Origin of the sequence: Parabacteroides sp. AF19-14 (assembly GCF_003635485.1) — a bacterium.
Taxonomy (GTDB): domain Bacteria; phylum Bacteroidota; class Bacteroidia; order Bacteroidales; family Tannerellaceae; genus Parabacteroides; species Parabacteroides distasonis.
The window spans coordinates 1-24,104 of the sequence record NZ_QTMJ01000019.1; the positions used below are offsets into that span (position 1 = coordinate 1).

Annotated in this window: 19 protein-coding genes and 1 tRNA gene; 8 read left to right on the forward strand and 12 right to left on the reverse strand. The window is 44.3% G+C overall.

The annotated features are described in order from the left end of the window. The first annotated feature begins 67 nt into the window (after positions 1 to 67). From DWX33_RS16705 to dprA, 3 genes are read left to right on the forward strand one after another with little or no spacing between them, the layout of a single operon-like run. Entirely contained in the window at positions 68 to 1,327 is a 1,260-nt protein-coding gene (locus DWX33_RS16705) for a peptidase U32 family protein (protein ID WP_122380710.1), read from the forward strand. Further along, the gene (locus DWX33_RS16710) at positions 1,327 to 1,740 is read left to right on the forward strand and encodes a thioesterase family protein (RefSeq protein ID WP_122380711.1); all 414 of its coding nucleotides are present in this window, start codon (positions 1,327 to 1,329) and stop codon (positions 1,738 to 1,740) included. The genes DWX33_RS16705 and DWX33_RS16710 overlap by 1 nt, the downstream gene beginning before the upstream one ends. After that, a complete protein-coding gene (dprA, locus tag DWX33_RS16715) occupies positions 1,741 to 2,859 on the forward strand; it encodes a DNA-processing protein DprA (protein WP_122380712.1) in 1,119 nt (372 codons plus the stop codon). A gap of 328 nt (positions 2,860 to 3,187) precedes the next feature. Here dprA and DWX33_RS16720 read toward each other — a convergent pair. The 6 genes from DWX33_RS16720 to DWX33_RS16745 all read right to left on the reverse strand — a co-directional run bounded on the left by DWX33_RS16720 (position 3,188) and on the right by DWX33_RS16745 (position 8,700). After that, positions 3,188 to 3,269, reverse strand: a tRNA-Leu gene (locus DWX33_RS16720). 72 nt (positions 3,270 to 3,341) lie between these two features. Further along, complete coding sequence (locus DWX33_RS16725; RefSeq protein WP_122144081.1) at positions 3,342 to 4,358, reverse strand: S41 family peptidase; 1,017 nt, start codon at positions 4,356 to 4,358, stop codon at positions 3,342 to 3,344. Between the two features lie 11 nt (positions 4,359 to 4,369). Continuing rightward, on the reverse strand, positions 4,370 to 5,239 hold the full coding sequence (locus tag DWX33_RS16730) for a DUF3316 domain-containing protein (RefSeq protein WP_122380713.1): 870 nt from the start codon (positions 5,237 to 5,239) through the stop codon (positions 4,370 to 4,372). 3 nt (positions 5,240 to 5,242) lie between these two features. Then, a complete protein-coding gene (locus DWX33_RS16735) occupies positions 5,243 to 7,978 on the reverse strand; it encodes a DNA gyrase/topoisomerase IV subunit A (protein WP_009016618.1) in 2,736 nt (911 codons plus the stop codon). 67 nt (positions 7,979 to 8,045) lie between these two features. Beyond that, positions 8,046 to 8,423 (reverse strand): DUF86 domain-containing protein, encoded by a 378-nt coding sequence (locus DWX33_RS16740; RefSeq protein WP_122380714.1) that lies wholly within the window; start codon positions 8,421 to 8,423, stop codon positions 8,046 to 8,048. Continuing rightward, positions 8,407 to 8,700: a nucleotidyltransferase family protein gene (locus tag DWX33_RS16745; protein ID WP_048927214.1), complete on the reverse strand. Its 294-nt coding sequence runs from the start codon at positions 8,698 to 8,700 to the stop codon at positions 8,407 to 8,409. The genes DWX33_RS16740 and DWX33_RS16745 overlap by 17 nt, the downstream gene beginning before the upstream one ends. 157 nt (positions 8,701 to 8,857) lie before the next feature. Here DWX33_RS16745 and DWX33_RS16750 point away from each other — a divergent pair, with 157 nt between their 5' ends. Together DWX33_RS16750 and DWX33_RS22930 are read left to right on the forward strand one after the other, a co-directional pair. Next, positions 8,858 to 9,625, forward strand: coding sequence for a porin family protein (locus DWX33_RS16750; protein WP_005859999.1), 768 nt, complete (start codon positions 8,858 to 8,860; stop codon positions 9,623 to 9,625). 121 nt (positions 9,626 to 9,746) lie between these two features. After that, positions 9,747 to 10,547 (forward strand): hypothetical protein, encoded by an 801-nt coding sequence (locus tag DWX33_RS22930; RefSeq protein WP_233570201.1) that lies wholly within the window; start codon positions 9,747 to 9,749, stop codon positions 10,545 to 10,547. A 697-nt stretch (positions 10,548 to 11,244) separates the two neighbouring features. Here DWX33_RS22930 and DWX33_RS16760 read toward each other — a convergent pair. Further along, the gene (locus tag DWX33_RS16760) at positions 11,245 to 12,681 is read right to left on the reverse strand and encodes a Gfo/Idh/MocA family oxidoreductase (RefSeq protein WP_122115123.1); all 1,437 of its coding nucleotides are present in this window, start codon (positions 12,679 to 12,681) and stop codon (positions 11,245 to 11,247) included. A gap of 207 nt (positions 12,682 to 12,888) precedes the next feature. On the opposite strand from DWX33_RS16760, the gene DWX33_RS16765 reads away from it, so the two are divergent. Both DWX33_RS16765 and DWX33_RS16770 read left to right on the forward strand, forming a co-directional pair. Continuing rightward, positions 12,889 to 14,433 carry a glycine--tRNA ligase gene (locus tag DWX33_RS16765; protein ID WP_057326092.1) on the forward strand — a complete coding sequence of 515 codons (1,545 nt, stop codon included), beginning with the start codon at positions 12,889 to 12,891 and terminating at the stop codon, positions 14,431 to 14,433. A gap of 4 nt (positions 14,434 to 14,437) precedes the next feature. Beyond that, positions 14,438 to 14,956 carry an FKBP-type peptidyl-prolyl cis-trans isomerase gene (locus DWX33_RS16770; RefSeq protein ID WP_005859990.1) on the forward strand — a complete coding sequence of 173 codons (519 nt, stop codon included), beginning with the start codon at positions 14,438 to 14,440 and terminating at the stop codon, positions 14,954 to 14,956. 336 nt (positions 14,957 to 15,292) lie between these two features. Here DWX33_RS16770 and DWX33_RS16775 read toward each other — a convergent pair whose 3' ends face one another. Together DWX33_RS16775 and DWX33_RS16780 are read right to left on the reverse strand one after the other, a co-directional pair. After that, positions 15,293 to 16,087 (reverse strand): LytTR family DNA-binding domain-containing protein, encoded by a 795-nt coding sequence (locus DWX33_RS16775; protein WP_087344704.1) that lies wholly within the window; start codon positions 16,085 to 16,087, stop codon positions 15,293 to 15,295. Positions 16,088 to 16,094: 7 nt separating this feature from the next. Next, a complete protein-coding gene (locus DWX33_RS16780; RefSeq protein ID WP_034531861.1) occupies positions 16,095 to 16,862 on the reverse strand; it encodes a LiaI-LiaF-like domain-containing protein in 768 nt (255 codons plus the stop codon). A 239-nt stretch (positions 16,863 to 17,101) separates the two neighbouring features. Here DWX33_RS16780 and DWX33_RS16785 point away from each other — a divergent pair, with 239 nt between their 5' ends. Beyond that, positions 17,102 to 20,239: an ATP-binding protein gene (locus tag DWX33_RS16785; RefSeq protein ID WP_122380715.1), complete on the forward strand. Its 3,138-nt coding sequence runs from the start codon at positions 17,102 to 17,104 to the stop codon at positions 20,237 to 20,239. A 205-nt stretch (positions 20,240 to 20,444) separates the two neighbouring features. On the opposite strand, the gene DWX33_RS16790 is transcribed toward DWX33_RS16785, so the two are convergent. The 3 genes from DWX33_RS16790 to DWX33_RS16800 all read right to left on the reverse strand — a co-directional run bounded on the left by DWX33_RS16790 (position 20,445) and on the right by DWX33_RS16800 (position 24,100). Further along, positions 20,445 to 21,677 carry a glycosyltransferase gene (locus tag DWX33_RS16790; protein ID WP_122380716.1) on the reverse strand — a complete coding sequence of 411 codons (1,233 nt, stop codon included), beginning with the start codon at positions 21,675 to 21,677 and terminating at the stop codon, positions 20,445 to 20,447. Between the two features lie 33 nt (positions 21,678 to 21,710). Next, positions 21,711 to 22,922 (reverse strand): radical SAM protein, encoded by a 1,212-nt coding sequence (locus DWX33_RS16795; RefSeq protein WP_122380717.1) that lies wholly within the window; start codon positions 22,920 to 22,922, stop codon positions 21,711 to 21,713. Between the two features lie 422 nt (positions 22,923 to 23,344). After that, positions 23,345 to 24,100 (reverse strand): succinate dehydrogenase/fumarate reductase iron-sulfur subunit, encoded by a 756-nt coding sequence (locus DWX33_RS16800; protein ID WP_005859980.1) that lies wholly within the window; start codon positions 24,098 to 24,100, stop codon positions 23,345 to 23,347. Positions 24,101 to 24,104 lie beyond the last annotated feature (4 nt).

Sequence of the window (24,104 nt, forward strand, 5' to 3'; positions counted from 1 at the left end):
TATTTGACTTGCATAAAAATCGAGTTTTTTATGTAAGTTTGCTACCGTAATATTAAAATATATAACCTTGAAAGAGAAGGATTTTGAAATAATGGCGCCTGTCGGTTCCTATGAATCGTTGATGGCTGCTATACAAGGAGGGGCCGACTCCATTTATTTCGGTATCGAAGGATTGAATATGCGTTCTCGCTCGTCGAATAATTTCACGACGGAGGATTTGCGCAAGATCGTCGCTATTTGCGGGGAACATGGTATCAAGAGTTATCTCACGGTTAATACGGTTATTTATGGTGAGGATCTTCCGTTGATGAGGGAGATCATAGACGCCGCTAAGGATGCGGGTGTCTCCGCCATTATCGCCGCCGATGTGGCCGCTATGAATTATGCGAATAGCATCGGGCAAGAGGTGCACTTATCCACGCAGTTGAATATCTCGAACGTGGAGGCGTTGAAGTTTTATGCCCGCTTCGCCGATGTGGTCGTATTGGCTCGCGAATTGAACTTAAAGCAGGTGTATGAGATTTATCAGGAGATCGTGAAGCAGCAGATCAAAGGCCCGAAAGGGGAATTGATCCGCATAGAGATGTTCGCTCACGGGGCTTTGTGCATGGCCGTGTCCGGTAAATGCTATTTGAGTTTGCATGAGATGAACGCTTCCGCCAACCGGGGGGCTTGCATGCAAATTTGTCGTCGTGCCTATACGGTGCATGACAAGGATAGCCAGATCGAGCTGGATGTGGAGAATCAGTATATCATGTCGCCGAAAGACTTGAAGACGATTCATTTCATGAATAAGATGATGGATGCCGGCGTACGTGTGTTCAAGCTGGAGGGGCGTGCCCGCGGGCCGGAGTATGTGCGTCTCGTGACCGAATGTTATAAAGAGGCGGTCAAGGCCTATTGCGAAGGTACCTTCGATGAGGAGAAGGTAGCGGTTTGGGACGAGCGTCTGCGCAGGGTCTTTAATCGCGGTTTCTGGGATGGCTACTATCTAGGACAACGATTGGGTGAATGGAGCAGTAAATATGGCTCCGGTGCTACCCGTAAGAAAGTGTACGTGGCACGGGGTATCAAATACTTCAGCGGAATCGGTGTCGCCGAGTTTGAGATGGAGTCCGGTTCCTTGAGAGTAGGCGATGAGATCTTGGTAACGGGGCCCACGACCGGAGCCGTTATGCAGACCGTCGATGAGATCCGGGTAGACCTGAAACCGGTGGAGGAGACCGTGAAAGGGGAACGCTTCTCGATAAAGATGTCCGAGAAGATCCGCCCGTCCGATCGTCTTTATAAAATGGAGAAAGTACAAATCGAAAAAGAACTACGATAATGAAGGAATATATTTTTAAACTGACAGACAAGGTTCGCGATTATGAGTGCGATTTGCAAGGCGTGGTGAATAACTCCAATTACCAACATTATATGGAGCATACCCGGCATGAGTTTCTGGAGTCGTTGGGTGAGAACTTCGGCGCCATGCATGAGAAGGGCATCGATGCTTTTGTGGCCCGTGTGGATATCCAGTTCAAGAACTCCTTGCGGAGCGGCGATCGGTATACTTCTTGCCTGAATGTATATAAGAAAGGGGTGAAACTGGTGTTCGAGCAAGATATTTACCGGGAATCCGATGGGGCGCTGGCTACTAAAGGAGTCGTGGAATCCGTTGTCGTAGAGAATGGCAAATTAACCAGAGGGGAATATTTCGATGAGATGCTAGAGCGAATAGAATCAAAACAAGCATAAATGACAGACAAACAGATTTACCAAATTGGCCTTACTATGATTAATGGGGTGGGAGATATCCTAGCCCGCCATCTTCTGGAAGCGTTGGGAGATGCGGAGGCCGTGTTTACGGAAAAGCGCCAGTCGCTAGAGAAGATACCGGGTATCGGCGATTCGATTATCACCGAGATTAAGCGGGCGGATGTGCTCTTACGGGCAGAGAAAGAATTGGCTTTTGCCCAAAAGAACGGTATCTCTATCTATTTCTTGAAAGATATAAATTATCCGGAACGTCTGCGGGAATGCCCGGACGCTCCGGTTTTATTTTATTTCAAGGGGAACGCGGATTTAAACGCCGCCCATATCATCAGCGTTGTGGGTACTCGTAGGGCCTCCGCTTATGGGCAGGAAGTGACCGAGCGTTTATTGCGGGATTTGTCCGTGAGTTTCCCGGATCTATTGGTCGTTAGCGGACTCGCTTATGGCATCGATATTTGTGCCCATCGGAATGCGTTGAAGAACCAATTGCCCACGGTGGGCGTATTGGCGCATGGTTTGGATCGTATCTATCCTCCCGTGCATCGCTCTACGGCGATCGAAATGTTGGATCGGGGAGGTTTGTTGACCGACTTTCCTAGCGGGACGAATCCGGATCGGCAGAACTTTATCCGGCGAAACCGGATCGTAGCCGGTCTGGCGGATGCCACGATCGTTATTGAATCAGCGGAGAAAGGAGGCTCTTTGATCACGGCGGATATCGCTTTCTCGTATGGCCGGGATGTCTATGCCTTTCCGGGCCGGGTAACGGATATCAACTCTAAGGGATGTAATAGCTTAATCCGGCAGAATAAAGGAGGCTTGATCACTTGCGCTGACGATTTAATCATGGCGATGCGTTGGGATGTCGCTCAAAAGACAGACGCGTTACCGGTCCAAACCCAATTATTGTTTCCGGAGAACGAGGAGAGCGAACGGATCTTGTCGTTCTTGGAGACGCAAAAGGAATCTCATATCAATGAATTGTCCGTAGCCTTGAATCTTCCGGTACATCAATTATCTTCTCTGCTCTTTGAGTTGGAATTGGATGGAAAGATAAAATCGATGCCGGGAAGCATCTATAAACGAATGAAACCCCTATAAATAATTAAAGCCTGTCTCACGACAAGCCCTAACCAAACTTTGTTAACCTTAAATCTAATACTATTATGAAAAAACCACAATGCAAAGATAAGCTTGTAAAGCCCCTTTGTCAAGGGTTTTGAGTATAACTTGTGTTAAACAACATGCCAGTCCGGTGTAAAAAATGTTTTTGAATTTGAAACTATACAGAATATGCGCAAAATCTTCTAAAATTAACAATTTGGATGTTGTTTGTAATCCTTGATCTGCACAGTGCTTGTATATATGGAGGAGGTTTATCCATACTAAAAAATCCTTGTAAGCGAACTTACAAGGATTTCTGGATTTGTGCGGCTGAAGGGACTCGAACCCCCACGCCGTGAAGCATCAGATCCTAAGTCTGACGTGGCTACCAATTACACCACAGCCGCATTGGAATCGTGTGCAAAGGTAATGCTTTTTTATAAACTTGCAAATATTTGCGTTGTTTTTTTAGCGAAACCTTATTTCTTCTCGGTCTCGGACAAGAGGTGGGTGATCGCCGCCTCGATAATCGTATCTTTACCTTTCTCGATATCTTCTTGGGTCATAGAAATCTTATATGTAGGATCGATACCGAATTCCGTATGCTGTTTGTTTACATCCAGCATGGGAGACGCGGAGAAACGGACACCCCAGCCGTTGGGCAACTCGGAGTTGAAGGGGAAACCACTACCGCCTCCGGTGCGATCTCCCATCGTCGTTACATAAGGCATCATGCGTACTTTCTGCACGAAATCGTTGGCGGCGCTGTAGCAATGACGATTCGTTAAGACCACGACAGGACGTAACCAGCGGATACGCTCGGAAGGTGAGAGATAAAGGGGATAAGGTTCGGAAAAGTCATCGTGCCCTTTACCCGTCTTATGTTGGATATAGCCGGTCAGTATCTTTTCCTCCAAGAAACGAGAAGCGATGCGATCGGCGTTTGATAACATGCCACCGCCATTATCCCGGATATCGAAGATCAAACCTTTGCAATCCTTGAATTGATAGAATATGTGATCCAAGCCGCTTTCACCGGCCGAACTGGAAAAGCTACCGTAGTAAATATACCCGATCTGACCGTCACTCAATGTCGTGTATTTAAGTCCTCCGGCGATCGAGTAGTTCCTTCCGAGATAATTCTCTTGTATGTCTGAGTCGAAATTATCCGGATAATCGAGGTACCAATCCCAATAGCGGGACATATTGAAGGTGGATATCAAATTGGTATGCCCGTCTTTCAGCTCGTTTAGCATATCGCCTAATACGTCAAATAGGACGTATTGGTTCATCGTATCGCTTATCTGTGTCTTATAACGGTCGTGAACCTCGTTCCAATCAATGTCCTTGTATTCGAAAAAGCAGTAATTCTCATCCAATATTTTCCAAAGCGCCTCAAAGTTCTCCTGTGGGGAGGCCACGTATTCGTCCGATTTCTCACATCCGGTAAACAGGAATCCGAGAGATATACATATATATATAAGGTATCGTTTCATTTGATTTCCTTTTAATAATAAGCGCTTCTGAACCGCTGGGTATTCTTTAGGCGTTTTCCTCCGAAAGAGATGAATTCTTTCACGAGGCCGATCATAAAAGAGTGAGAGATTATATGAGACTGTATCCCATTGACATCCGTACGGTAAGAGCTGTTTAGGTAACCTGCCCGTATCGTAAAATTACAAACCGGGAAATCGACCGTGAAAAAGTTCTTCATGGCGAATTTATTATGGAAGGAATTGAATTGCACCACTCCCGAAGCATTCCCTAGGTTGAAGATCTCGTAATACGATTGCCCGTAATGGGGGGAGAATAAAACACCGGCGAAGGGGATCGTGAACTGGTAGCGCAGCGTCATAGGATATTCCTTGACGCGTAACTTATAGATCGCCATGGCGGAGATGTTCAAATCGATATCCGCTTTCGCCGAGGCCGGGTTATTTCCGTTGCGGGTATTGTATATAAAACCACCCATGCCATGCACGGCACCACCCGCCAGAAGCTTTAAATCCGGCAATACCGTGGGCAAATGATAATGGTAACCCAACGTATAATCGATAAAGCCCGCGAAATCCGTAGCGGTAGAGGCAGCATTATCCGTGCTAGCCAGATCGACGCTTATGGTTTGCTGTCTGGATACCCGATAGTTTGCCAGCCGGACCCTCTTCATCCGTTCATTCATTACCCGTAATCCGGGGCCTGTATATTTCTTATCTTCCATGCTGGGAGATAAATAGGTGTCCATTAGGTTGTAGCTTCCTATACCGACCATGGTTCCGCTGTTGATAGACCAAGGGATCTCGTCTCCATCGGACTGGGCCTTGGCCGGTGACGCGAGAAACAGCAGGAACAAACCAATCAAACAGGTGATAGCTTTCATAGGTTATTCGTCAAACAATTTCATCTGTCCCGTAATTTCATCGATAATATCCGTGGTACTCTGCCCGTCGTCAGTGTCGTTTCCCTCCTCATTGCCTTCGGTATCGTCTGATTCCGATGCGTTTTCGGAAGGGACGAAGCGATTCGGTTCCAGCTCATTGATTGTCTCGACCTCAAATGTAGAGATTCGTTTACCTTTGGCTTTGAAGCCTTTCACCGCGATAAATTCGTCGGCATCGAGGACGAGAGCCTCCCGGAAGGCGTCATGGCCTCCGAAAATCACCTCGATACGAGGATAGACCTCATCCGTAAGCAACATCAAGCGGTTCTTCGGATTCTCTCCTAGGAAATTCTGCTTCCGGGTGTTTACCTCCAGCAGGAATCGTTTGATATAATAATATTTCTGATCCGCATCGTATAATACGGCAGTCCATATCTTGCTCGGCTGGTATTTCTCGATGACCATGATATTGGACTCGTAGTGATTGCTAAGGTCAAAATTCGTGACGTAGAAATCGCCGTTCGGCAGGATCACCAATATCTGATCGTTGCTATGGAACTCGCCTAGCTCTTCTCCTCGCCCATCGTAATTTAACCGGAGTACGTCCCAGTCGAACCATACTTCCCGGCCTCCCAAGGTGGAAGAGCCTTTCTGCTTGAGGCTGATCTTGTGCACTTCCGCTTTCGTCAGGATATTACCTTGAGAACCCCGTCCCTTAATGGCTATCTCGCTGAAGTTCTTTTCGAAGACGAGTAGTTTCTGCCGGGGTTTGGGTTTCAGGATTACCTTGACGGTCTCCGCCTCTCCGTTCGGGTTTGCGCTGAAGTAAAGGACACGGGAGTTTTCCGTACCTTTGGTCAGGTCGTATTCCCGATCGCGTGTAGCGCCTGTGACGGCGAAGCGTTTGATGTAATTATATCCGAACTTACCGTCCCGGTATATGACGTTGTAAATCGTCCGGTTGTCGTTACGCTTAAATACGTTGACATATAGAATATCCTTACCGATAAAGATCTTATCCGCTACCTTGACGATCTTATAAGTACCGTTGCGATAGAAGATGATGACATCGTCTATATCCGAGCAGTTACATATGAACTCGTCCTTTTTCAGTCCCATGCCGATGAAACCTTCTTGACGGTTGATATACAATTTCTCGTTCGCCTCTACGACCTTGGTCGCCTCGATCGTGTCGAAATTGCGTATCACGGTATGGCGAGGGTAAGCCTTGCCGTATTTCTCTTTCAGCATGGTAAACCAATCGATGGTATAGTCGACGATATGTTCCAGTTTATCGTTGATCTTGGCGATTTGTTCCAAGGTCTGGGCGATGAACTCGTTACTCTTGTCGGAGTTGAACTTTAAGATACGTCCCATCTTGATCTCCATGAGTTTCAGGATATCGTCCCGGGTAACCTCACGGATAAATCGGGGCTTGAACGGCTCTAAACGAAGGTCGATATGGGATATCGCCTCGTCCATGTTTTTGGCGTTCTCGAATTCCGGGTCTTTATAAATACGTTCCTCGATAAATATCTTTTCAAGGGAGGCGAAGAACAGGGCCTCCTCTTGCTCTTGTTTCTGGATCTTGAGCTCTTCCCGTAAAAGCTCCAGCGTACGATCCGTAGAGTGGCGAAGCACATCGCTGACCGTAAGGAAATGCGGCTTGTCCTCCTTGATCACGCAACAGTTCGGGGAGATACTGATCTCACAATCCGTAAAGGCGTATAAGGCATCGATGGTCTTGTCTGAAGAGACCCCCGGAGCGAGATGCACCAAGATCTCTACATCCTTGGCGGTATTATCGTCTACCTTCTTGATCTTGATCTTTCCTTTATCGTTCGCTTTTAGGATGGACTCGATCACGGTAGAGGTTGTTTTTCCATACGGGATCTCCGAGATCACCAATGTCTTATTATCGAGCTTGCCGATTTTTGCACGGACTTTCACCGATCCACCCCGTTCTCCATCATTATATTTGGCTATGTCGATAGAGCCTCCTGTCTGGAAATCCGGGTATAATGCGAATTCCTCTCCCCGTAGATAGGCGATGGAAGCATCTAATAACTCATTGAAATTATGAGGGAGTATCTTGGAAGACAGGCCTACGGCGATACCTTCCACGCCCTGTGCCAGCAATAAAGGGAATTTTACCGGTAAGGTAACCGGTTCCTTATTACGTCCGTCGTAAGAAAGCTGCCAAAGGGTTGTCTTGGGATTGAATACGGTCTCCAAGGCAAACTTGGAAAGGCGAGCCTCTATATAACGAGGAGCGGCGGCTCCGTCTCCCGTCAGGATATTACCCCAGTTTCCTTGGCAATCGATCAACAGATCCTTTTGTCCCAATTGCACCAAGGCATCTCCGATAGAGGCGTCTCCGTGAGGGTGGAACTGCATCGTATGACCTACGATATTCGCAACCTTGTTATACCGCCCGTCATCCAACCTTCTCATGGAGTGCAGGATACGTCGTTGTACGGGTTTCAGTCCATCGTTGATATGCGGAACGGCCCGTTCCAAGATCACATAAGAAGCGTAGTCTAGGAACCAGTTTTGGTACATCCCAGACAAATGATAGGTCGTGACACGTGTATCCCCTTTCCCCGGGACTTTATAGTCGGAATGGGTATTCGCCTCTTCCTCCGTAGTCTCGTTATCTTGGGTATCACTATTTATATCCTCAATTTCCTCGTTTTCCTTATCCTCGATATAATCGTCTTCTTTATCTTCCGGTCTCATAAAATCCAGTTCTTTCTACACAACGCTATTACGCCAAATTGCTAACAGGGTGTAAATATAGCAAATTCTATTCTATTTCTTTGATAATTTGGCTGACTGTAACTAATAATGGGGGTAGTTTATCTTTAATGACATCAAAAACGATTTCAGCATCGACACCATCATAATGATGAGAGATATAATCGCGCATTCTAAAAATATTTCGCCAAGGTATTTGTGGGTATTTAGAAAATAGTGTTCCATGGGTCTTATTATCAATGGATTTTAGGTTTTCACCGATGGCCTGTATTAACATACAAGCGGCGTCTAGCTTTTCCATGCCGGACTCACTCAGCAAATAGTCATTTACGGAAGAGATCGGTTTATTTCTGCGTAAGACCGTTTCAATTGTAGATTGAACTCTATGAAGGATTTGCAGTATTTCTTGGTTAAGCAAATATTCCATCGCGTCGTATATTATTCATTAACAATTCATTCAAGTTTTGTCTTAAACGTAGTAGATCGATTTTATATCCGGTCAATTTTTCCAAATCTTCTTGAATATCACATAGAATATAGAAATTAGGAGTTTCTATCTCGACACAGATATCCAAATCGCTTGATTCTGTTTGTTCTCCTCTGGCAACGGAACCAAATACTCCCAATCGCTTTATACCATATTGGGAAGACATAGTCTTTTTGTATTCTTTGAGAATACTTATGATTTCATTTAATGTTTTCATGACCATGTAATTTATTGAGTAACAAATATAGTAAAAAAATTGATATATGCTATTTTAGGTATAAGGTAACTATAAAATTAGGTGTTGGAGTAGGGGTTTTTCAGAATCTTTTGTCTTATCAATAACAATTGATATTTACATATAAAAGAATAATGATATGAAGAAGCTGATTTTATTTGTGTTATGCGCTTTGAGTGGCTTGATGGTGAGCGCTCAATCACGCTGGGGGATTACTCCGGAGGGTGGATTTGCTGCGGTTAATCGTGTTGGAATGGGCTCTAGCTGGCGTGCGGGGGTTAAGGTAGGCGTTGGTGTATCTTACCAGTTTGAACCGGGATGGATTGGATTGAAATCCGGTTTATATTATGCGAATAGAGGGTATTCGTTGGGAGATTATCCGAGAACGACGGAGTCTGCTACGTATGTCTTGAAAGAGATGATGACCGGTGGTATCACGCAACATTTTTTGCAATTGCCCGTGATGGCTGATTTCTCATGGAAAGTGTCGAAAGAGGTACGTATGCATTTAGCGGTCGGTATGTATGCCGGTGTATCTGTCAAGAATGATACGAATTGGGGATCTTCGTTTACGATGGGGTATTCGAAGGAGCCGCAGGCGCTTGGTAAATATGTCAAATCTACTGGCCTAGGGTATAGTTATGGTTATGGCCATTCGGGATATGATGAGGCTGAAAACGCCGATCATCCATTTCGAGACGTGAATTCTTTTGATTGGGGATTGACAACTTCTTTTGGTATAGAGGTGAATAACTGGGTGATGAATCTGGGGTATGATCTCTCTCTAGGTGATGAGGGCGGTAACTATAAGATCGATGGCGATAATTTCTCTCTGTATGAGGTAAGAAGTGTCGGTGCCAATTACAATACGATGAGTCTGACGGTTGGGTATAAGTTCAAGCTTTAACGGCAAATCACTCATAGGATACGAATCTGACGAATATTCGGTGTCTTTTTTTAATAGATACGCAGCTTTTGAGATTGTTTGATCATCTATAACTTATAGAAACTTAAATAAATAAGATATTGTGAGAATCATCAATCCGATAGGTGGGATCATCCTGCTTTTTGTCTTGCTGGGCACTCTGGGGTGTAGCGAGGACTCATTTCAAGATGAGGCTAAGCCGGTGATTTGTCCTAGTGTTGTTTATCCGGAGGGAGCTAAATTGGCACGAGTTTGGTACGGTGCGGGTATTTCCTCTCCTCTGAGTCTAGCGAAGGAATATGTGTACGATGAGTCGGGACGTATCTCCAAGGTATTATATCCATTGAATACGGAGGATGGAGAAGGATACTTGATTGGCTACGTTGAATATGTTTATGACGAGTGGGGTTTTTTGTCTAAAGAAGTTTACTTCAACAGAAACCTAGATCAGACGTATCATAATTTGTCTACGCTTCATTATAAGTATGATGAACAAGGCCGGAAAATAAAGGAGATTACTGAATATCCGGTTATTGGCAAGAGCAAGGTGACAGTCTTTTCTTATAAGAATAATCTTCTGGAACGGAAAGTTGAGTACGACGAACTCGGCCGGAAGCTTACTTATACGGACTATGAGTACGATGAGACAGGGTTGTTGACAAAAGAAACGATTCGTGATCCCGAAACGTCCGAGGTTCTCCGATATAGCGAGTATCGCAATGAGAACGGATTGAACATGGAGGTCATGGTTTATGCCGACCTTCCGACAGAAAAAGAATCCATAGAGCTTCGTCGGATCACGAAGTCCTATGATCAGAATGGCAATCTGCTTCAATTAGTCTCTGAAGAATTGGCTTCTTCTAGTTCCCAGTCGAGTTTCTCGGAGTCCTATGAGTATATTTGAAGGCGTTCGTGATGACTTTATTCGATATGGAATGTCATCACGAATGTTTTTTCCTTCGTATAGGGTGCCTATTCGTCCAATCCTTGTTCGTTCGGATTTCCGGTCTTCATGAAATACCCTTATACAATAAGACCCCTTCCGTAGTTGTTCTCACTCCTTGTACTTTTCCTTCGGTAATTTGAAAATTCTTTTAGTTCTTATGGTTTTCTATATTTGCCATAAATATAACAAAAAATGCAGAGCGTAGCGTCGGGATTAAAAGCAAAAGTGGGTTTCTCTTAGAGGTAACAAAAGTTTCATACTGAGGAAACTTTAGTTTCCCTATAGAGAAACAAAAGTTTTCCGCTTATTAAACTTTTGTTTTCATATGGAAAAACTTTTGTTTTTTAGGCTGAAAAACTACAAATGACTAGATGCTAATATTTTATATATGTTGAAAGGAGATTGGATAATGCTATATGGTGAGTGTAGAGGATCGTTGTGTTAGGTGAAGGAAAAGTGGTAAATAGCAGTAAATAGTGGTAGATAGAGCCAGATAATTGTAGATGTTTTTTATCTACCACCATGAACTAAATATCCTAAGGCCAGATGATTGCAGGGATAGTTGTAGATATTGTAGCAAATGGGCTTGTAAATTATATGGGAGAATTGAAAGTCAAAGCGATAAACAAATAACTTTCAATTCTCCATTTTACAATTAAATGGTATAATATTGTTCCCATCCTTTGCGAGGCGGCAAACCACACAGCATCTTATTCGCCTCCGGATCGTTCGTGATCTGTTTCGTGTCACGATCGAAGACGAGCTTGCGGTTCAAGCGCTGGCTTAATACGCCGAGACAGAATACCTGACTTAATGGGCCGGCGATCGAGAACGGTGAGCGGGTTTTCTCCTTACCCATACAACTTAGCAGGAAGTTCGCAAAATGGTTAGACGGGCTTTTCGGCACTTCCGGTAAGCGGGATTCCATCTCTTTCGCTTTCTCATCCGGGATGATAGATAAGGTACTTCCATGAGAACCACCCTTGAAGGTTAATTCTTTCGAGTAGATTTCCTTGCCCGGGTTCAATTTCGCCGGTTGTATCTTGCCGCCGGCTACGGTCGGGATATTCGGGTCGAGCTCGGAAACACCGTAACCTTCCGGGACGGAGGGGATATTGTCCAGTCCATCGTACCAAGTGATATCCACGGCCGGCATATTCCCTCTTTCCGGGAATTTAAACAGAAGGGTGGATGACATCGGGAAGAAGAACGGGTTATGGTCTTTCAAATAAAGCGGATTTATTTCTGTAGGCAATCCTAAATCTAGGAATTCATGTGCCGTATCCAAAATATGCGCTCCCCAGTCTCCTAAGACACCCATTCCGAAGTCGTACCAACAACGCCATTGTCCCAAATGGTAGTCATGGTTGTAATCATGATATTGAGCTACGCCGATCCATGTGTCCCAATCCATCGTCTCGGGAACCGGTTCTCCCATAGGCATATGCCTAATATTCGGGTTCCATCCGTGCCAGCGACGCGGATTATTCATATGGGCGGTAATGGCGGTAACATCCTTGATAATACCGGCCTCTTTCCATGCCTTGAATTGGAAATAGTTCGCCTCGGAATGTCCTTGGTTACCCATTTGGGTGACAACGCCGTATTTCTTGGCCCCACGCATCATGATCTCTATCTCTTGGAATGTGCGGGCCATCGGTTTCTCTACATATACATGTTTGCCGTGCGCCATCGCCTCGATCGTGATCGGGAAGTGGGAATGATCCGGCACGCCTACGCTTACGGCATCGATCTTGTCCGCCATCCGGTCGAACATCGTGCGGAAGTCTTGAAAACGGGCCGCTTTCGGGAACATGTTGATAATCTCTTGCGTGTGAGGGGCTCCCATGTCCACGTCGCAGAGAGCTACTACGTTACACAGACCTGTGTTATACAATTCCTTGGCGATCTCGCCCCCTCGTTGTCCGATGCCGATGAACGCTATATTTACCCGGTCATTGGCGCTGATTAGCGGGGAAGTAGGTAGAACACGTCCGTGGGCGGGTGTCCAGAACGACGGGATGGCCGATACTGCCGATAAGGCTAGCGCTCGCTTAAGGAACGAGCGGCGTGAGATTTCTTCTGATTTCATGGTATTATCTTGTTTAAATTATACTGTTTGCGCAAACACTAATGATTTACGTCGTAAATATACAAAACTTTCTATAGTTACGGAAAAAATCATTTACTTTGTAACCTCATAAAGGAGACCATGTGCTAATGTGCCACTCAGGCGGGTCTCCGATGGACTTATCATTGGCACATTGGCATATTAACAAAATTGGCAAATTATTAGATTATGGCACAAGAAGATGTATTTAAGAAATTAGTTTCACACTGTAAGGAGTATGGTTTCGTATTTCCCTCCTCAGAGATTTATGACGGTTTGGGAGCGGTATACGATTATGGCCAGTATGGTGTTGAGTTAAAGAACAATATAAAGAAATATTGGTGGGATAGCATGACTTTGCTGCATGAGAATGTGGTGGGTATTGATTCCGCTATTTTTATGCACCCTACTATCTGGAAAGCTTCCGGCCATGTTGACGCTTTTAATGATCCGTTGATCGATAACAAGGACTCGAAGAAACGTTACCGCGCGGACGTTTTGATCGAGGACCATTTGGGCAAGATCGAGGAGAAAATGAATAAGGAAGTGGCGAAAGCCGCTAAGAAATTCGGTGACGCTTTCGATGAGGCTAAATTCCGTGAGACGAATCCTCGTGTATTGGAGCATCAAGCGAAATGGAATGAGATCCATGAGCGTTATAGCAAGGCGATGAACGAGTCTAACTTCGAGGATCTTCGCCAATTGATCTTGGATTGCGAGATCGTTTGCCCGATTTCCGGAACTCGTAACTGGACGGAGGTTCGCCAGTTTAACTTGATGTTCTCTACGGATATGGGTTCTACCGCTGATGGAGCGATGAAGGTTTATCTTCGTCCGGAGACGGCCCAAGGTATTTTCGTGAACTTCTTGAATGTGCAGAAGACTGGCCGTATGAAGATCCCGTTCGGTATCGCCCAGATCGGTAAGGCGTTCCGTAATGAGATCGTGGCTCGCCAGTTTATCTTCCGTATGCGTGAGTTCGAGCAAATGGAGATGCAATTCTTCGTTCGTCCGGGTGAGGAGATCGAGTGGTTTAAGAAATGGAAGTCTACTCGTTTGAAATGGCATCAAGCCCTAGGTTTGGGCGATGAGAAGTATCGCTATCACGATCATGAGAAATTGGCTCACTACGCTAACGCGGCTACGGATATCGAGTTTGAAATGCCGTTCGGATTTAAGGAAGTGGAGGGTATACATAGCCGTACGAACTTCGACTTGAGTCAGCATGAGAAGTTTTCCGGTAAAAAGATCCAATATTTCGATCCGGAGTTGAACCAGAGTTACACTCCGTATGTAATCGAGACCTCGATCGGTGTAGACCGTGTGTTCTTGAGCATCATGGCGGGTTCTTACTGCGAGGAGACGTTGGCGAATGGCGAGAGCCGTGTGGTATTGAAGTTGCCCGCAGCCTTGGCTCCGATCAAATTGGCCGTATTGCCATTGGTGAAGAAAGATGGCCTGCCCGAGAAAGCTGAGGAGATTATAAATATGTTGCGTTTCGACTTCCGTTGCCAATACGACGAGAAGGATTCTATCGGTAAGCGTTATCGTCGTCAGGATGCGATCGGTACCCCGTATTGTATTACGGTAGACCATGACACCTTGAAGGATAATTGCGTAACGATCCGTTTCCGTGACACGATGGAGCAAGAGCGCGTAAGCATCGATAAGCTTCACGATATTATCACGGAGAAGGTGAGCATGAAGAATTTATTGAAAAAGGTAATAGAGTAAACGAATGAAGAAGTACTGGCATATTGCGTTGATGTTGTTTTGCGTGCTCATGATCACCTCTTGTGGGGATGATGATGAGGCACTAGAGGTGGATGAGGTTTGGAAGGTCCAGAATGAGGAGGCTTTTCAAGCCCAGATGCTGGTTCCGGGTTTCGAGCAATTGAGTTCTCAAAGTAATGCCGGATTTATCCTTTACAAGGTCTTGAAGACAGGAGAGAGTAAGGAGCCGATTTATTATACGAGCAAGGTGGAATGTTATTATAAAGGGACGTTTATTGATGGAACGGTTTTTGATGATAAATCGTTTGAGGCAGGTGCCCCTGCCGAGCTTACTGTTTCTGAGATGGTAGATGGTTTTGCTACAGCGTTACAGAATATGCACCCAGGAGATCGTTGGGAGATTTGGATTCCTCAACAGATGGGATACGGTTCGGCTGGAAGGAGTGCTTCGGGAAGTGTCATAATAAAGCCTTATACGACTTTGATCTTTGATTTGGAAGTTACAAGGATTGTCAAAGAGTAGGTTCTTTCATTAAGAATAATTACGGCCGCCTCTTTTTAGGGGTGGCCGTTTTTTATAGTTATATGTAAATCTAGGGAAGCAAACCCCTATAAACAATTAAAGCCTGTCTCACGACAAGCCCTAACCAAACTTTGTTAACCTTAAATCTAATACTATTATGAAAAAACCACGATGCAAAGATACGTTCGTCAAGACCATTTGTCAAGTCTTTTGCAACTAATATATGTTAAGTAACATATCGATGCTTGCCAAAAAGTGTTACACAACACAAAACTCTATATATTACAATCAAAATCTTCTAATTTTAACGATGATTAGGTCCCTTTTATAGGACTGCTAAAGGGAAAGACGTTCTTTGAGTAGCTTATAGCCAGCGCTACTGGCACGAAGATAGGTTCCATCCTTTAATCGTACTTGATAGGTTTCTTTTCCGAATAGTTCTACTCGCAATATCTGTTCCGTATTAACGATATAAGAGCGATGTATACGAACGAACTCCGGAGAAGGAAGGCTTCGCTCGAAATACTTCATGGTTTGCTCCTTTACGTGCTGACCGGAAGTGGTGAATAAGGTCACATAGTCGCCACATGCTTGCAAATAGAATATCTCTTTTATCGGGATGATATGAATACGTGTCCCGTCTTTTACGGATATACGATCTAGAATCTCCTCCGGAACGGTAGCCGGGGGAGGTGCCGTCTTTTCCTCCATTTGTCTCACGATAAGCTCCGCCTCACTCTTTCTTTCCCGGCTGGCATACCATTGGGATAGAATGATCCATGCCATTAGGCCGAACAGGAATCGAAAAGGAATCGTGATCGAGAATTCCTCCCAATCTTCCAATCCGAATATTTGTAGCAAGATCGAGCATCCGGCTATGCAAGCGATTTGTACGAGTACGGCGAAAGCCACTCGTGCTTGCATGATATGTAACGTACATTGTACATACCAAAGATAATATCCCGCTACGGCGAACAATGCGATGGAAAGTAAGCTATCGACCAAAGTGATGCTCAACGGAAGATCGCCATAAAGAGTTAATAATGCGCATTGGATCGCTATGGCTAAAAATAATAATAGGCTTCCCAGCCCTTTATGTAATATGGATGTTGTAATAGGATGTTCTTGCATGATGAGTTTAGTCTCTTAGTTCAAGGCCGCTGAACGACAAGTCTCCACATATATACAACGTGTGCGTCATGTCGGTTGTTTCTGTCAGGTCCCTCATGTCTTGGCATCCAGCCAAGAAGGAATCAACCTTTAGACGAACCAGCCATCCTTTAGGGACATATATTACTACGCCGCTGAAGGAGCTATCTATGTTTATGATGGTTTCATCAGCCTCTAATGTTGTTTTTTTAAGATCGAGGATCACGTTGCCGAAAGATACGTCTATGTCCGCCCCCTTGAATACGGGGTCCAGTACGATGTGCCTTACCGAGTTGAAAGTGGTGTCAACCGATACGAAACCGTTATCTGTCTCGTAGTTGATCTCATCGTTAGGCTTTCTGTGCCCGAAAGGGGGATGGTTAAAGGGACGTTTATGCTTTTTCGTGCGGATAGAATCTTTCCGCTTCAGCATGATGACCAATCCTAACAGGATTAATCCTAACGGCCAATATACACGTAAAAAATCGTTCGTGATCCAATTTAACTGCGGGAAAAGGAAATAGACTCCCACGCCTACGAGGAGCATACCTCCTACCGGATTACGGTGGAAAATCGTAAAGATGCCCGACACGACAAGCAGCATCGGCCAAGATACAAGCAAGTCAAATAAGGATGGATCTATCATTCCTAGATTCCGCAGTAAAAATAATATACCGACAATGATAAATAAGGTAGCGATCAGATACCCGTTTGTCCTCTTCTCTTTAAAATCGATGTCATAATCTTTCATATCCATAAGTTCCATTTTTTTGTTTTTTATCAAATGTACGGGTTCGTCATTCTATACACAAGTAAATACCGCTGATTTCTATACGAGTATCGGTAAATAACCGAATAATCCCGATTAAAAAAGCCTTTAGTTTGTAAGAAACGTGAATTTGACACCAAAACTTGATAAAAAAACTAGTTTGATAAGATTAGTTGATAATTAAGGAATATCTTTGTCTTTACAACTGCAATAGAGGAATGTAGGGAATGATACGAAATATTATAAATTTAAAGGCAATAATACTTTATTTTGGATTGATTTTATGCTTGATAGCCGGTATGCCGACTCCGGCTTATGGGAGTTTTTCATATCCGGTCAAGGATGAATCGTATGTATTGGTAATAAATTCATATGTGGATGGCGAACGCTGGTCTGGCAATTTATTAAACATGATCTCGAAGTTCGCTACCCCGGAGGAGTACACCCTCCGGATAGATCATATGAGCGTGATGTTGGTTGATACGCCAGAGAAATTAAAAGAGAAGCAAGAGGCCTTCTTTGAAGTTAATAAGAAGAAGCCGGATGGAATTATCTACTTAGGCGTAAATGGATGGGCTTTTATGCGGGATAAGATCCGGGAGAAATGGGGGGATATTCCCACTCTGGTCTGTTCGGAAACGGGTGAAATGGCAGAAGATGAATGCTATTTTAATCAGAGGCATTCCTCTGATAGGGTGATTCCTTTACAAGAGGCGGTTAAGGGGTATAACGCTACGGGATTGGTTATCCCTTATTATGTTAAAGGTTCGATCGACTTGGTTAAGGAATTAATCCCGGGTTTGAGACGTCTGATTTTCATATCCGACAGACGTTATGTTTCCACATGGCTTCGGGATGAGATGGAGAAACATATGGAAACTTCTTTCCCTGAGGGGAAAGTGGATTTTTATACGGAGGGTTCTTGCTCCATGGATAGTTTATTGGCGGTTCTGTCGGAGAAAGATCCGCATCGAGCGACAGCCGTGATGTATTACTCGTGGATTACCGAGAAACCTTTCTTGAATCACTCGTTATTATATAGTACTTTGTATCAAGGTATAAACGGCATTTCTAGGCATCCTGTTTTTTCTTTATATGATATGGGCGTGGAAGAAGGATATACGATTGGTGGATATTATAATAGCGCTAAAACGATTGAGACTGCTCTAATCCCCTTGCTACAACAAGTTTATAACGGTGAAGATATGGGCAAGATTCCGGTTTCGACGGTAAATGATCCTCATAAATATTTGAATTATGCTTCGTTGATAAGTGCGATATCTAATGAAGATAATTTCCCGCGTGATGCGATCTACTTGAATGCACCTCCCTCTTTCTTGGAAAAATATTGGATGCAACTGTTAGGCTTTCTGATATTCTTTCTGGTAGTAGTGTTTTTAGCGTGGCATTACGTGTATCGTTCTAAGCAAAAGATGAAGGAAGTAGAGTTGAGGCTATTATCCCGTTACCGTGATTTATTTAATAATATGCCATTGCCTTATATACGGCAGCGGCTGATTCGGGAAGGTACGCAAATCGATGTGCAGGTTTTGGATGTAAACCATGCTTTCGAGGAAAAAATCGCTCCTAAAGATTTCGTGGTAAATAAGCATGGAAAAGAGATCGCTAATTTAATTGGGGGAAGTTATCCTTTGCTTCTATCGGCTGTGCCTACAGTTCTGGAGAGTGGGAAATCCTTTACTTGTGAGTATTATTTTGAGCCGACAGGGCTTTACTATACGATTATCATCATGCCTACCTCGGAAGAGAATGTAGTTGACGCGTTTTTTATTGATATTACGGATATCCATAAATTCCAGACGCATTTGAAAGCCATGAATCATAAGCTGGCTATGGCGTTAGAGGCGGCAGATCTTTTACCGTGGCGATATAATCTGGCTGAAGGGAAGATTATCTATGAGTCGAAAGTACATCCGGAAGATAATATAGAGACTGCCGAGATACATACCCATGAGGTTTCGTTGAAGGAATATTTCAGCAAGATACACCCGTCTTTCAGGGCTTGCGTGGAAAAGGCTTTCGATGATTTGTGTAATGGGAAAATAAAGAAAGTACGAAAAGAATATTGTCTGGAGCGGTTGATTCCGGGAGAAGATCGCCATGAGTGGGAGGAGATACAGGTAATGGCCGAATATGATGCTTCCGGTAAACCGAAAGCGTTGATCGGTTCTACGATATCTATTACCGAGCGTAAGCAATTGGAACATGACCTTCGAATGGCTAGGGATAAGGCGGAAGAGTCGAATAAATTGAAATCAGCGTTTTTAGCAAATATGAGCCATGAGATACGTACACCGTTAAATGCGATCGTAGGTTTCTCTAATATCCTTGCCTCGACCGATGACCTTGAGGATAAGAAGGAATTCGCTGATATTATCGAGAATAATAATTCCCTATTGTTGCAGTTGATAAACGATATCTTGGATTTGTCAAAGATCGAGGCGGGTACCTTGGAGTTTACTTATGACTATGTGGATATTAACGCTGTATTGAGGGATTTGGAGCAATCGGCTCATTTGAAGAATAAGAATCCGGATGTACAGATCTCATTTAAGGATTATCTGGAGCCTTGCGTGATTTATACGGATCGAAATCGTCTGTCTCAACTGATGATCAATCTGTTGAACAATGCCATGAAATTTACGCTGGCAGGATCGATTTTATTTGGCTATAAGTTGAAGGATGATAATACGTTGTGGTTCTATGTAGAGGATACGGGCTGCGGAATCCCGGAGAATAAGCGGAAAGATATTTTCGGACGTTTTGTAAAACTGAATACTTTCGCTCAAGGAACAGGACTGGGTTTAAGCATCTGTGAGATGATTGTTACCCAGATGAAAGGAACGATCGGGGTTGATTCTATGGAAGGGAAAGGCTCTAAGTTCTGGTTTACATTGCCTTTTCAGCCGAAGAAAGAATTATTTCCTAGTGAAGAGCAGAAGCCTGTTACTTTGGAGAAGATCGCCCGAAGTGAGGTTACGATCTTGATCGCTGAGGACAATTCCAGTAATTATCGCCTGTTTGAGTCTATATTGAAGCCTGAATATAAATTGATTCATGCATGGAATGGAAAGGAGGCTGTGGAGCTATTTCATCAGCACAAACCGCAGTTGATCTTGATGGATATAAAGATGCCGGTCATGGATGGATACGAGGCTACCGCAGAGATTCGTAAGGTTTCTGCTAGCGTGCCTATTATTGCGGTGACGGCTTATGCTTTCGCCCAAGATGAGCAACGGATCATTAATAGTGGATTTGATGCCTATACGGCGAAACCGATTAATGGGAAGATCTTAAAAGACAAGATATCAACTTTATTGACGCATCGGATTATTCTGATGTAATCGAAGGGCTTTGCGGGAAGCAGACCTTATAAAACAATTAAAGCCTGTCTCACGACAAGCCCTAACCAAACTTTGTTAACCTTAAATCTAATACTATTATGAAAAAACCACGATGCAAATATACGGAGTTACTGTTATTTGTCAATGGTTTAAGTGCTAAATTGTGTTTTGTAACATGTAATAAAATCTAATAGGAACTTATGCCTCATTGAAATCTTTCGATAGAGTCGCATATATTCTTTATACCTCCCTCTTTTTGGATCATCTCGCCTATATGAGCGGCATTTTTCTTATAAAGCGGATTGGTGACCAGATCACAAACCTTGCGTTCGATCTCCTGCTCGCTCGCTTTCGCTATCTTAACCCCTTCCGGCCCTAACCCTAATTGGTGGATTCGATAGGACCAATAGGGTTGATCGATAATCAACGGAGTGATTAATTGGGGCTTTCCCGCCCTTCCTACGCTATGGGTCGTGCCGCAACCTCCATGATGGATAACGCCGTCGCAGTGCGGGAATATCAAATTATGCGGAACCGGCTGCTTCATTAAGAATAAATGTTTATCCGCTTGTAAGGTGATTCCTGTCTTTGCCCAACCGGAACCGATGATGAGCCGATAATCATGTTTCTTGCAAATATCGACCAAGGCTTTGCTGAAACGGTTACCATCCTTGGAACTACAACTCCCGAGGGTAAAAAAGATAATAGGGCTTTGAGCGCTGTCGACGAATGATATCATTTCCTCGTAAGCCTTCTCATCATATTGAAAAGTGTCATTGAAGCAATAGCCTCCGATCGACCATTCGAACGTCCAGTCCGGATCTATGTTTCCTAGGTGCTGGCTGAAAAGCAAGTAATTATATGAACGCTCTCCCGCGTGATAGCCAAAATTGCGGATCGGAGCGAGTCCGTATTTAGCCCGGTTCTTGTTGATCGTGTCTTTGACCATGAAATTGGTCATCCGGTTCATCAACTTCCATAGGATGGCAGGGGTGATGATCGGGTTGGGTTTGGGAAATGGCAATACGGCCGGGGGAATCTTCTTACCCGGCAAGAACGGGGCGTAGGCGGTACGTATCAAGGGCTTCTTGCAATACTCGGCGATACTTGCGACAGCAAATTCCGAGTTGGTCGATACTAAAATATCATGCTCTTTTAGTAGGGGAATCAATTGATCGAACTGTTTATCGATCACGTTCCTCATCCATTTAAGGAATGGCCGGAATTTATGTGAGTTTTGCGCTGCGCTATCGATCATGCCGCCGATATCGTCAAACTGCTGCAATACGTATTTAAATCCGTAGGGTTTAACGGTCTCCTCGAATATTTGAGGGAGATTGATGGTCACCTCATGGCCACGTCTTTCCAATTCGGCCGCTATGGCCAAATAAGGAAGGACGTCGCCTTGTGAGCCTCTGGTTACTAATAGTATTTTCATGCTACGTTTATTTATGGGCTATGAGGGTCTTGTTTACCGGATATTCAGTTGACGCAAACGCTCGATGTCCAGATGGTATTTGGCTTCCATCGTTTGTAGTTTCTGCTCATTGATGGCTAGGGGATGATTCAATCGTTTCGTTTCCCGGTATCCTTTATATACGGAGCGAATCATCTTACGTGGATTGAAAATGACGGATGAGGTGATCCAACAGCCGTGCGTACACCAACAGTTGGCTTTATACCCATGTCCGATAGCGGCTATTTCCTGTTTCATCGCTTCGCTATTCATCACTTTACTTATATCGCAACCATATTCTTTTATATTTCCGAGCGGTTCCCGTAGCTCGCAGGCACGAAAACGTCCGTCGTAGTCGATTACCAAGGTAGTCTCTCCGGCCGTACAATCCATCCCCCAAGGGGTCGGGTGATCTATGTTGCTGGCACGCACATTATATAAGGTACGTATAAGGCCGAGATAGAAGAAGCGTGTGATCGGTTTCCTTAAGCCGGTGGTATCCGCTTCCATCCGATCTGCATAAGCAGAATAGATAGGGGATATGTCATCTTGTATTTTGCGTAGCGTTGACTCGGTTAGGATTTTCACGCCATCGTCACGGGTCATGCCTCTGGCAGCCTCAATCGTATGCGTGGAGGTACGGAAACGTCCGTATACCCAAGTCATGAAGTCTTCTATCTGGTCTATATTGTATTTCGTGATAACGGTTGCTATATTTTTTAAGACTTTGCCGTCATCTCCGAAATTCTCCTGTATCTTACGCAGGGTTTCCAAGGCCTTATAGAAGTTTCCCGGTACGCCTCTCTGTGTATCGTGGGTCGTACTGAAACCATCCAAGGAAAGGCTTACGTTAATATTACAATCCGGGCAGTTCTGGCGGAACCGTTTTACCCATTCGACGATCCGGTCTGGTTTTAAGCCGTTCGTAGGGATGTTCACATCTTTGATATGGTTGTTTTTGTAGAATAACTCCAATATTTCCGGTAGATCCTCACGCAAGGTAGGCTCACCCCCGGATATCCATAATCGATTGAATTGCCCGGCGGTTTCTGATATCTTCTTGATTTCATCGAAAGTGAGGTCGGGTTGCTTCTTATCCATTTCTTGGGCATAGAAACACATCGCGCATTTGGCGTTGCATCGGCCTGTTACGAAAAGGAAGATCGACTCGAGTTTTCTTTCCGTGCTCATTGCCCTGAAAGAACTGGTGGTTCGTTTTTTGTCCATTTTATTTTTGTTTTACCATTTGTCTTATCTGGCGCATGATTTTTTCCTTGTGTTTGATCAACACCCGGAGAAAATAACATAAGAAGCCAAATAAAATACTTATTAGCATATACTATATGATCTTTAAAGGCAAAGATCGACGATAAAATGACGCTAAACAATCTCTATTTGCAGTATTTTATGGTCCATGTTTAAAAGGTAGGTCTATAAACAATTAAAGCCTGTCTCACGACAAGCCCTAACCAAACTTTGTTAACCTTAAATCTAATACTATTATGAAAAAACCACGATGCAAATATACGGACTTTTCAATTCCTGTCAAGGGCTATAATGCTAAATTATGTTTTACGACATATAACAAAAACAAAAAGGCGCCTTTCTTTTAGAGAAAGACGCCTTTTCCATGATATACTAATCAAATATTAGTCTTGTAATTTAGCGCAAATGAACTCGCGGTTCAAACGAGCGATGTTGCTAACGGAGATATTCTTCGGACATTCCATCTCGCAAGCACGTGTGTTCGTACAGTTACCGAAGCCAAGCTCATCCATTTTAGCGACCATAGCTTTGGCACGGCGAGCAGCCTCGACTTTACCTTGAGGCAACAAAGCCAGCTGGCTAACCTTAGCGGATACGAATAACATAGCGGAACCATTCTTACAAGCGGCAGCACAAGCGCCACAACCGATACAAGCGGCAGCGTCCATGGCTAAGTCTGCGTCCTTCTTTGGGATAGGTATCGCATTAGCGTCGGGTACACCACCTGTGTTGACAGATGTGAAACCACCCGCTTGGATGATTTTGTCGTAAGCGTAGCGGTCTACCATCAAGTCGCGGATAACAGGGAAACCTGCGGAACGCCACGGTTCGATCGTGATCGTCTCTCCATCGTGGAAACGACGCATATATAACTGGCAAGTCGTAGCTCCAGTTGCCGGTCCGTGCGGGTGTCCGTTTACATACAATGAACACATGCCACAGATACCCTCGCGGCAGTCGTGATCGAATACGATCGGTTCCTTACCCTCGTTGACCAACTGCTCGTTCAAGATATCCAACATTTCCAAGAAAGAGACACTCTGATTGATCTTCTCAATTTTGTATGTCTCGAACTGTCCTTTCTCCTTCGGACCTCTCTGACGCCAAACCTTAAGTGTTACACTTATATCTTTATCCATGATT

Excerpts from the sequence above, each read along its gene's own strand:
- DWX33_RS16710 (WP_122380711.1), top strand. The coding sequence starts at position 1,327 with ATGAAGGAATATATTTTTAAACTGACAGACAAGGTTCGCGATTATGAG.
- dprA (WP_122380712.1), top strand. The coding sequence starts at position 1,741 with ATGACAGACAAACAGATTTACCAAATTGGCCTTACTATGATTAATGGG.
- DWX33_RS16725 (WP_122144081.1), bottom strand. The coding sequence starts at position 4,358 with ATGAAACGATACCTTATATATATATGTATATCTCTCGGATTCCTGTTT.
- DWX33_RS16730 (WP_122380713.1), bottom strand. The coding sequence starts at position 5,239 with ATGAAAGCTATCACCTGTTTGATTGGTTTGTTCCTGCTGTTTCTCGCG.
- DWX33_RS16735 (WP_009016618.1), bottom strand. The coding sequence starts at position 7,978 with ATGAGACCGGAAGATAAAGAAGACGATTATATCGAGGATAAGGAAAAC.
- DWX33_RS16740 (WP_122380714.1), bottom strand. The coding sequence starts at position 8,423 with ATGGAATATTTGCTTAACCAAGAAATACTGCAAATCCTTCATAGAGTT.
- DWX33_RS16745 (WP_048927214.1), bottom strand. The coding sequence starts at position 8,700 with ATGAAAACATTAAATGAAATCATAAGTATTCTCAAAGAATACAAAAAG.
- DWX33_RS16750 (WP_005859999.1), top strand. The coding sequence starts at position 8,858 with ATGAAGAAGCTGATTTTATTTGTGTTATGCGCTTTGAGTGGCTTGATG.
- DWX33_RS16760 (WP_122115123.1), bottom strand. The coding sequence starts at position 12,681 with ATGAAATCAGAAGAAATCTCACGCCGCTCGTTCCTTAAGCGAGCGCTA.
- DWX33_RS16765 (WP_057326092.1), top strand. The coding sequence starts at position 12,889 with ATGGCACAAGAAGATGTATTTAAGAAATTAGTTTCACACTGTAAGGAG.
- DWX33_RS16770 (WP_005859990.1), top strand. The coding sequence starts at position 14,438 with ATGAAGAAGTACTGGCATATTGCGTTGATGTTGTTTTGCGTGCTCATG.
- DWX33_RS16775 (WP_087344704.1), bottom strand. The coding sequence starts at position 16,087 with ATGCAAGAACATCCTATTACAACATCCATATTACATAAAGGGCTGGGA.
- DWX33_RS16780 (WP_034531861.1), bottom strand. The coding sequence starts at position 16,862 with ATGGATATGAAAGATTATGACATCGATTTTAAAGAGAAGAGGACAAAC.
- DWX33_RS16785 (WP_122380715.1), top strand. The coding sequence starts at position 17,102 with ATGATACGAAATATTATAAATTTAAAGGCAATAATACTTTATTTTGGA.
- DWX33_RS16790 (WP_122380716.1), bottom strand. The coding sequence starts at position 21,677 with ATGAAAATACTATTAGTAACCAGAGGCTCACAAGGCGACGTCCTTCCT.
- DWX33_RS16795 (WP_122380717.1), bottom strand. The coding sequence starts at position 22,922 with ATGGACAAAAAACGAACCACCAGTTCTTTCAGGGCAATGAGCACGGAA.
- DWX33_RS16800 (WP_005859980.1), bottom strand. The coding sequence starts at position 24,100 with ATGGATAAAGATATAAGTGTAACACTTAAGGTTTGGCGTCAGAGAGGT.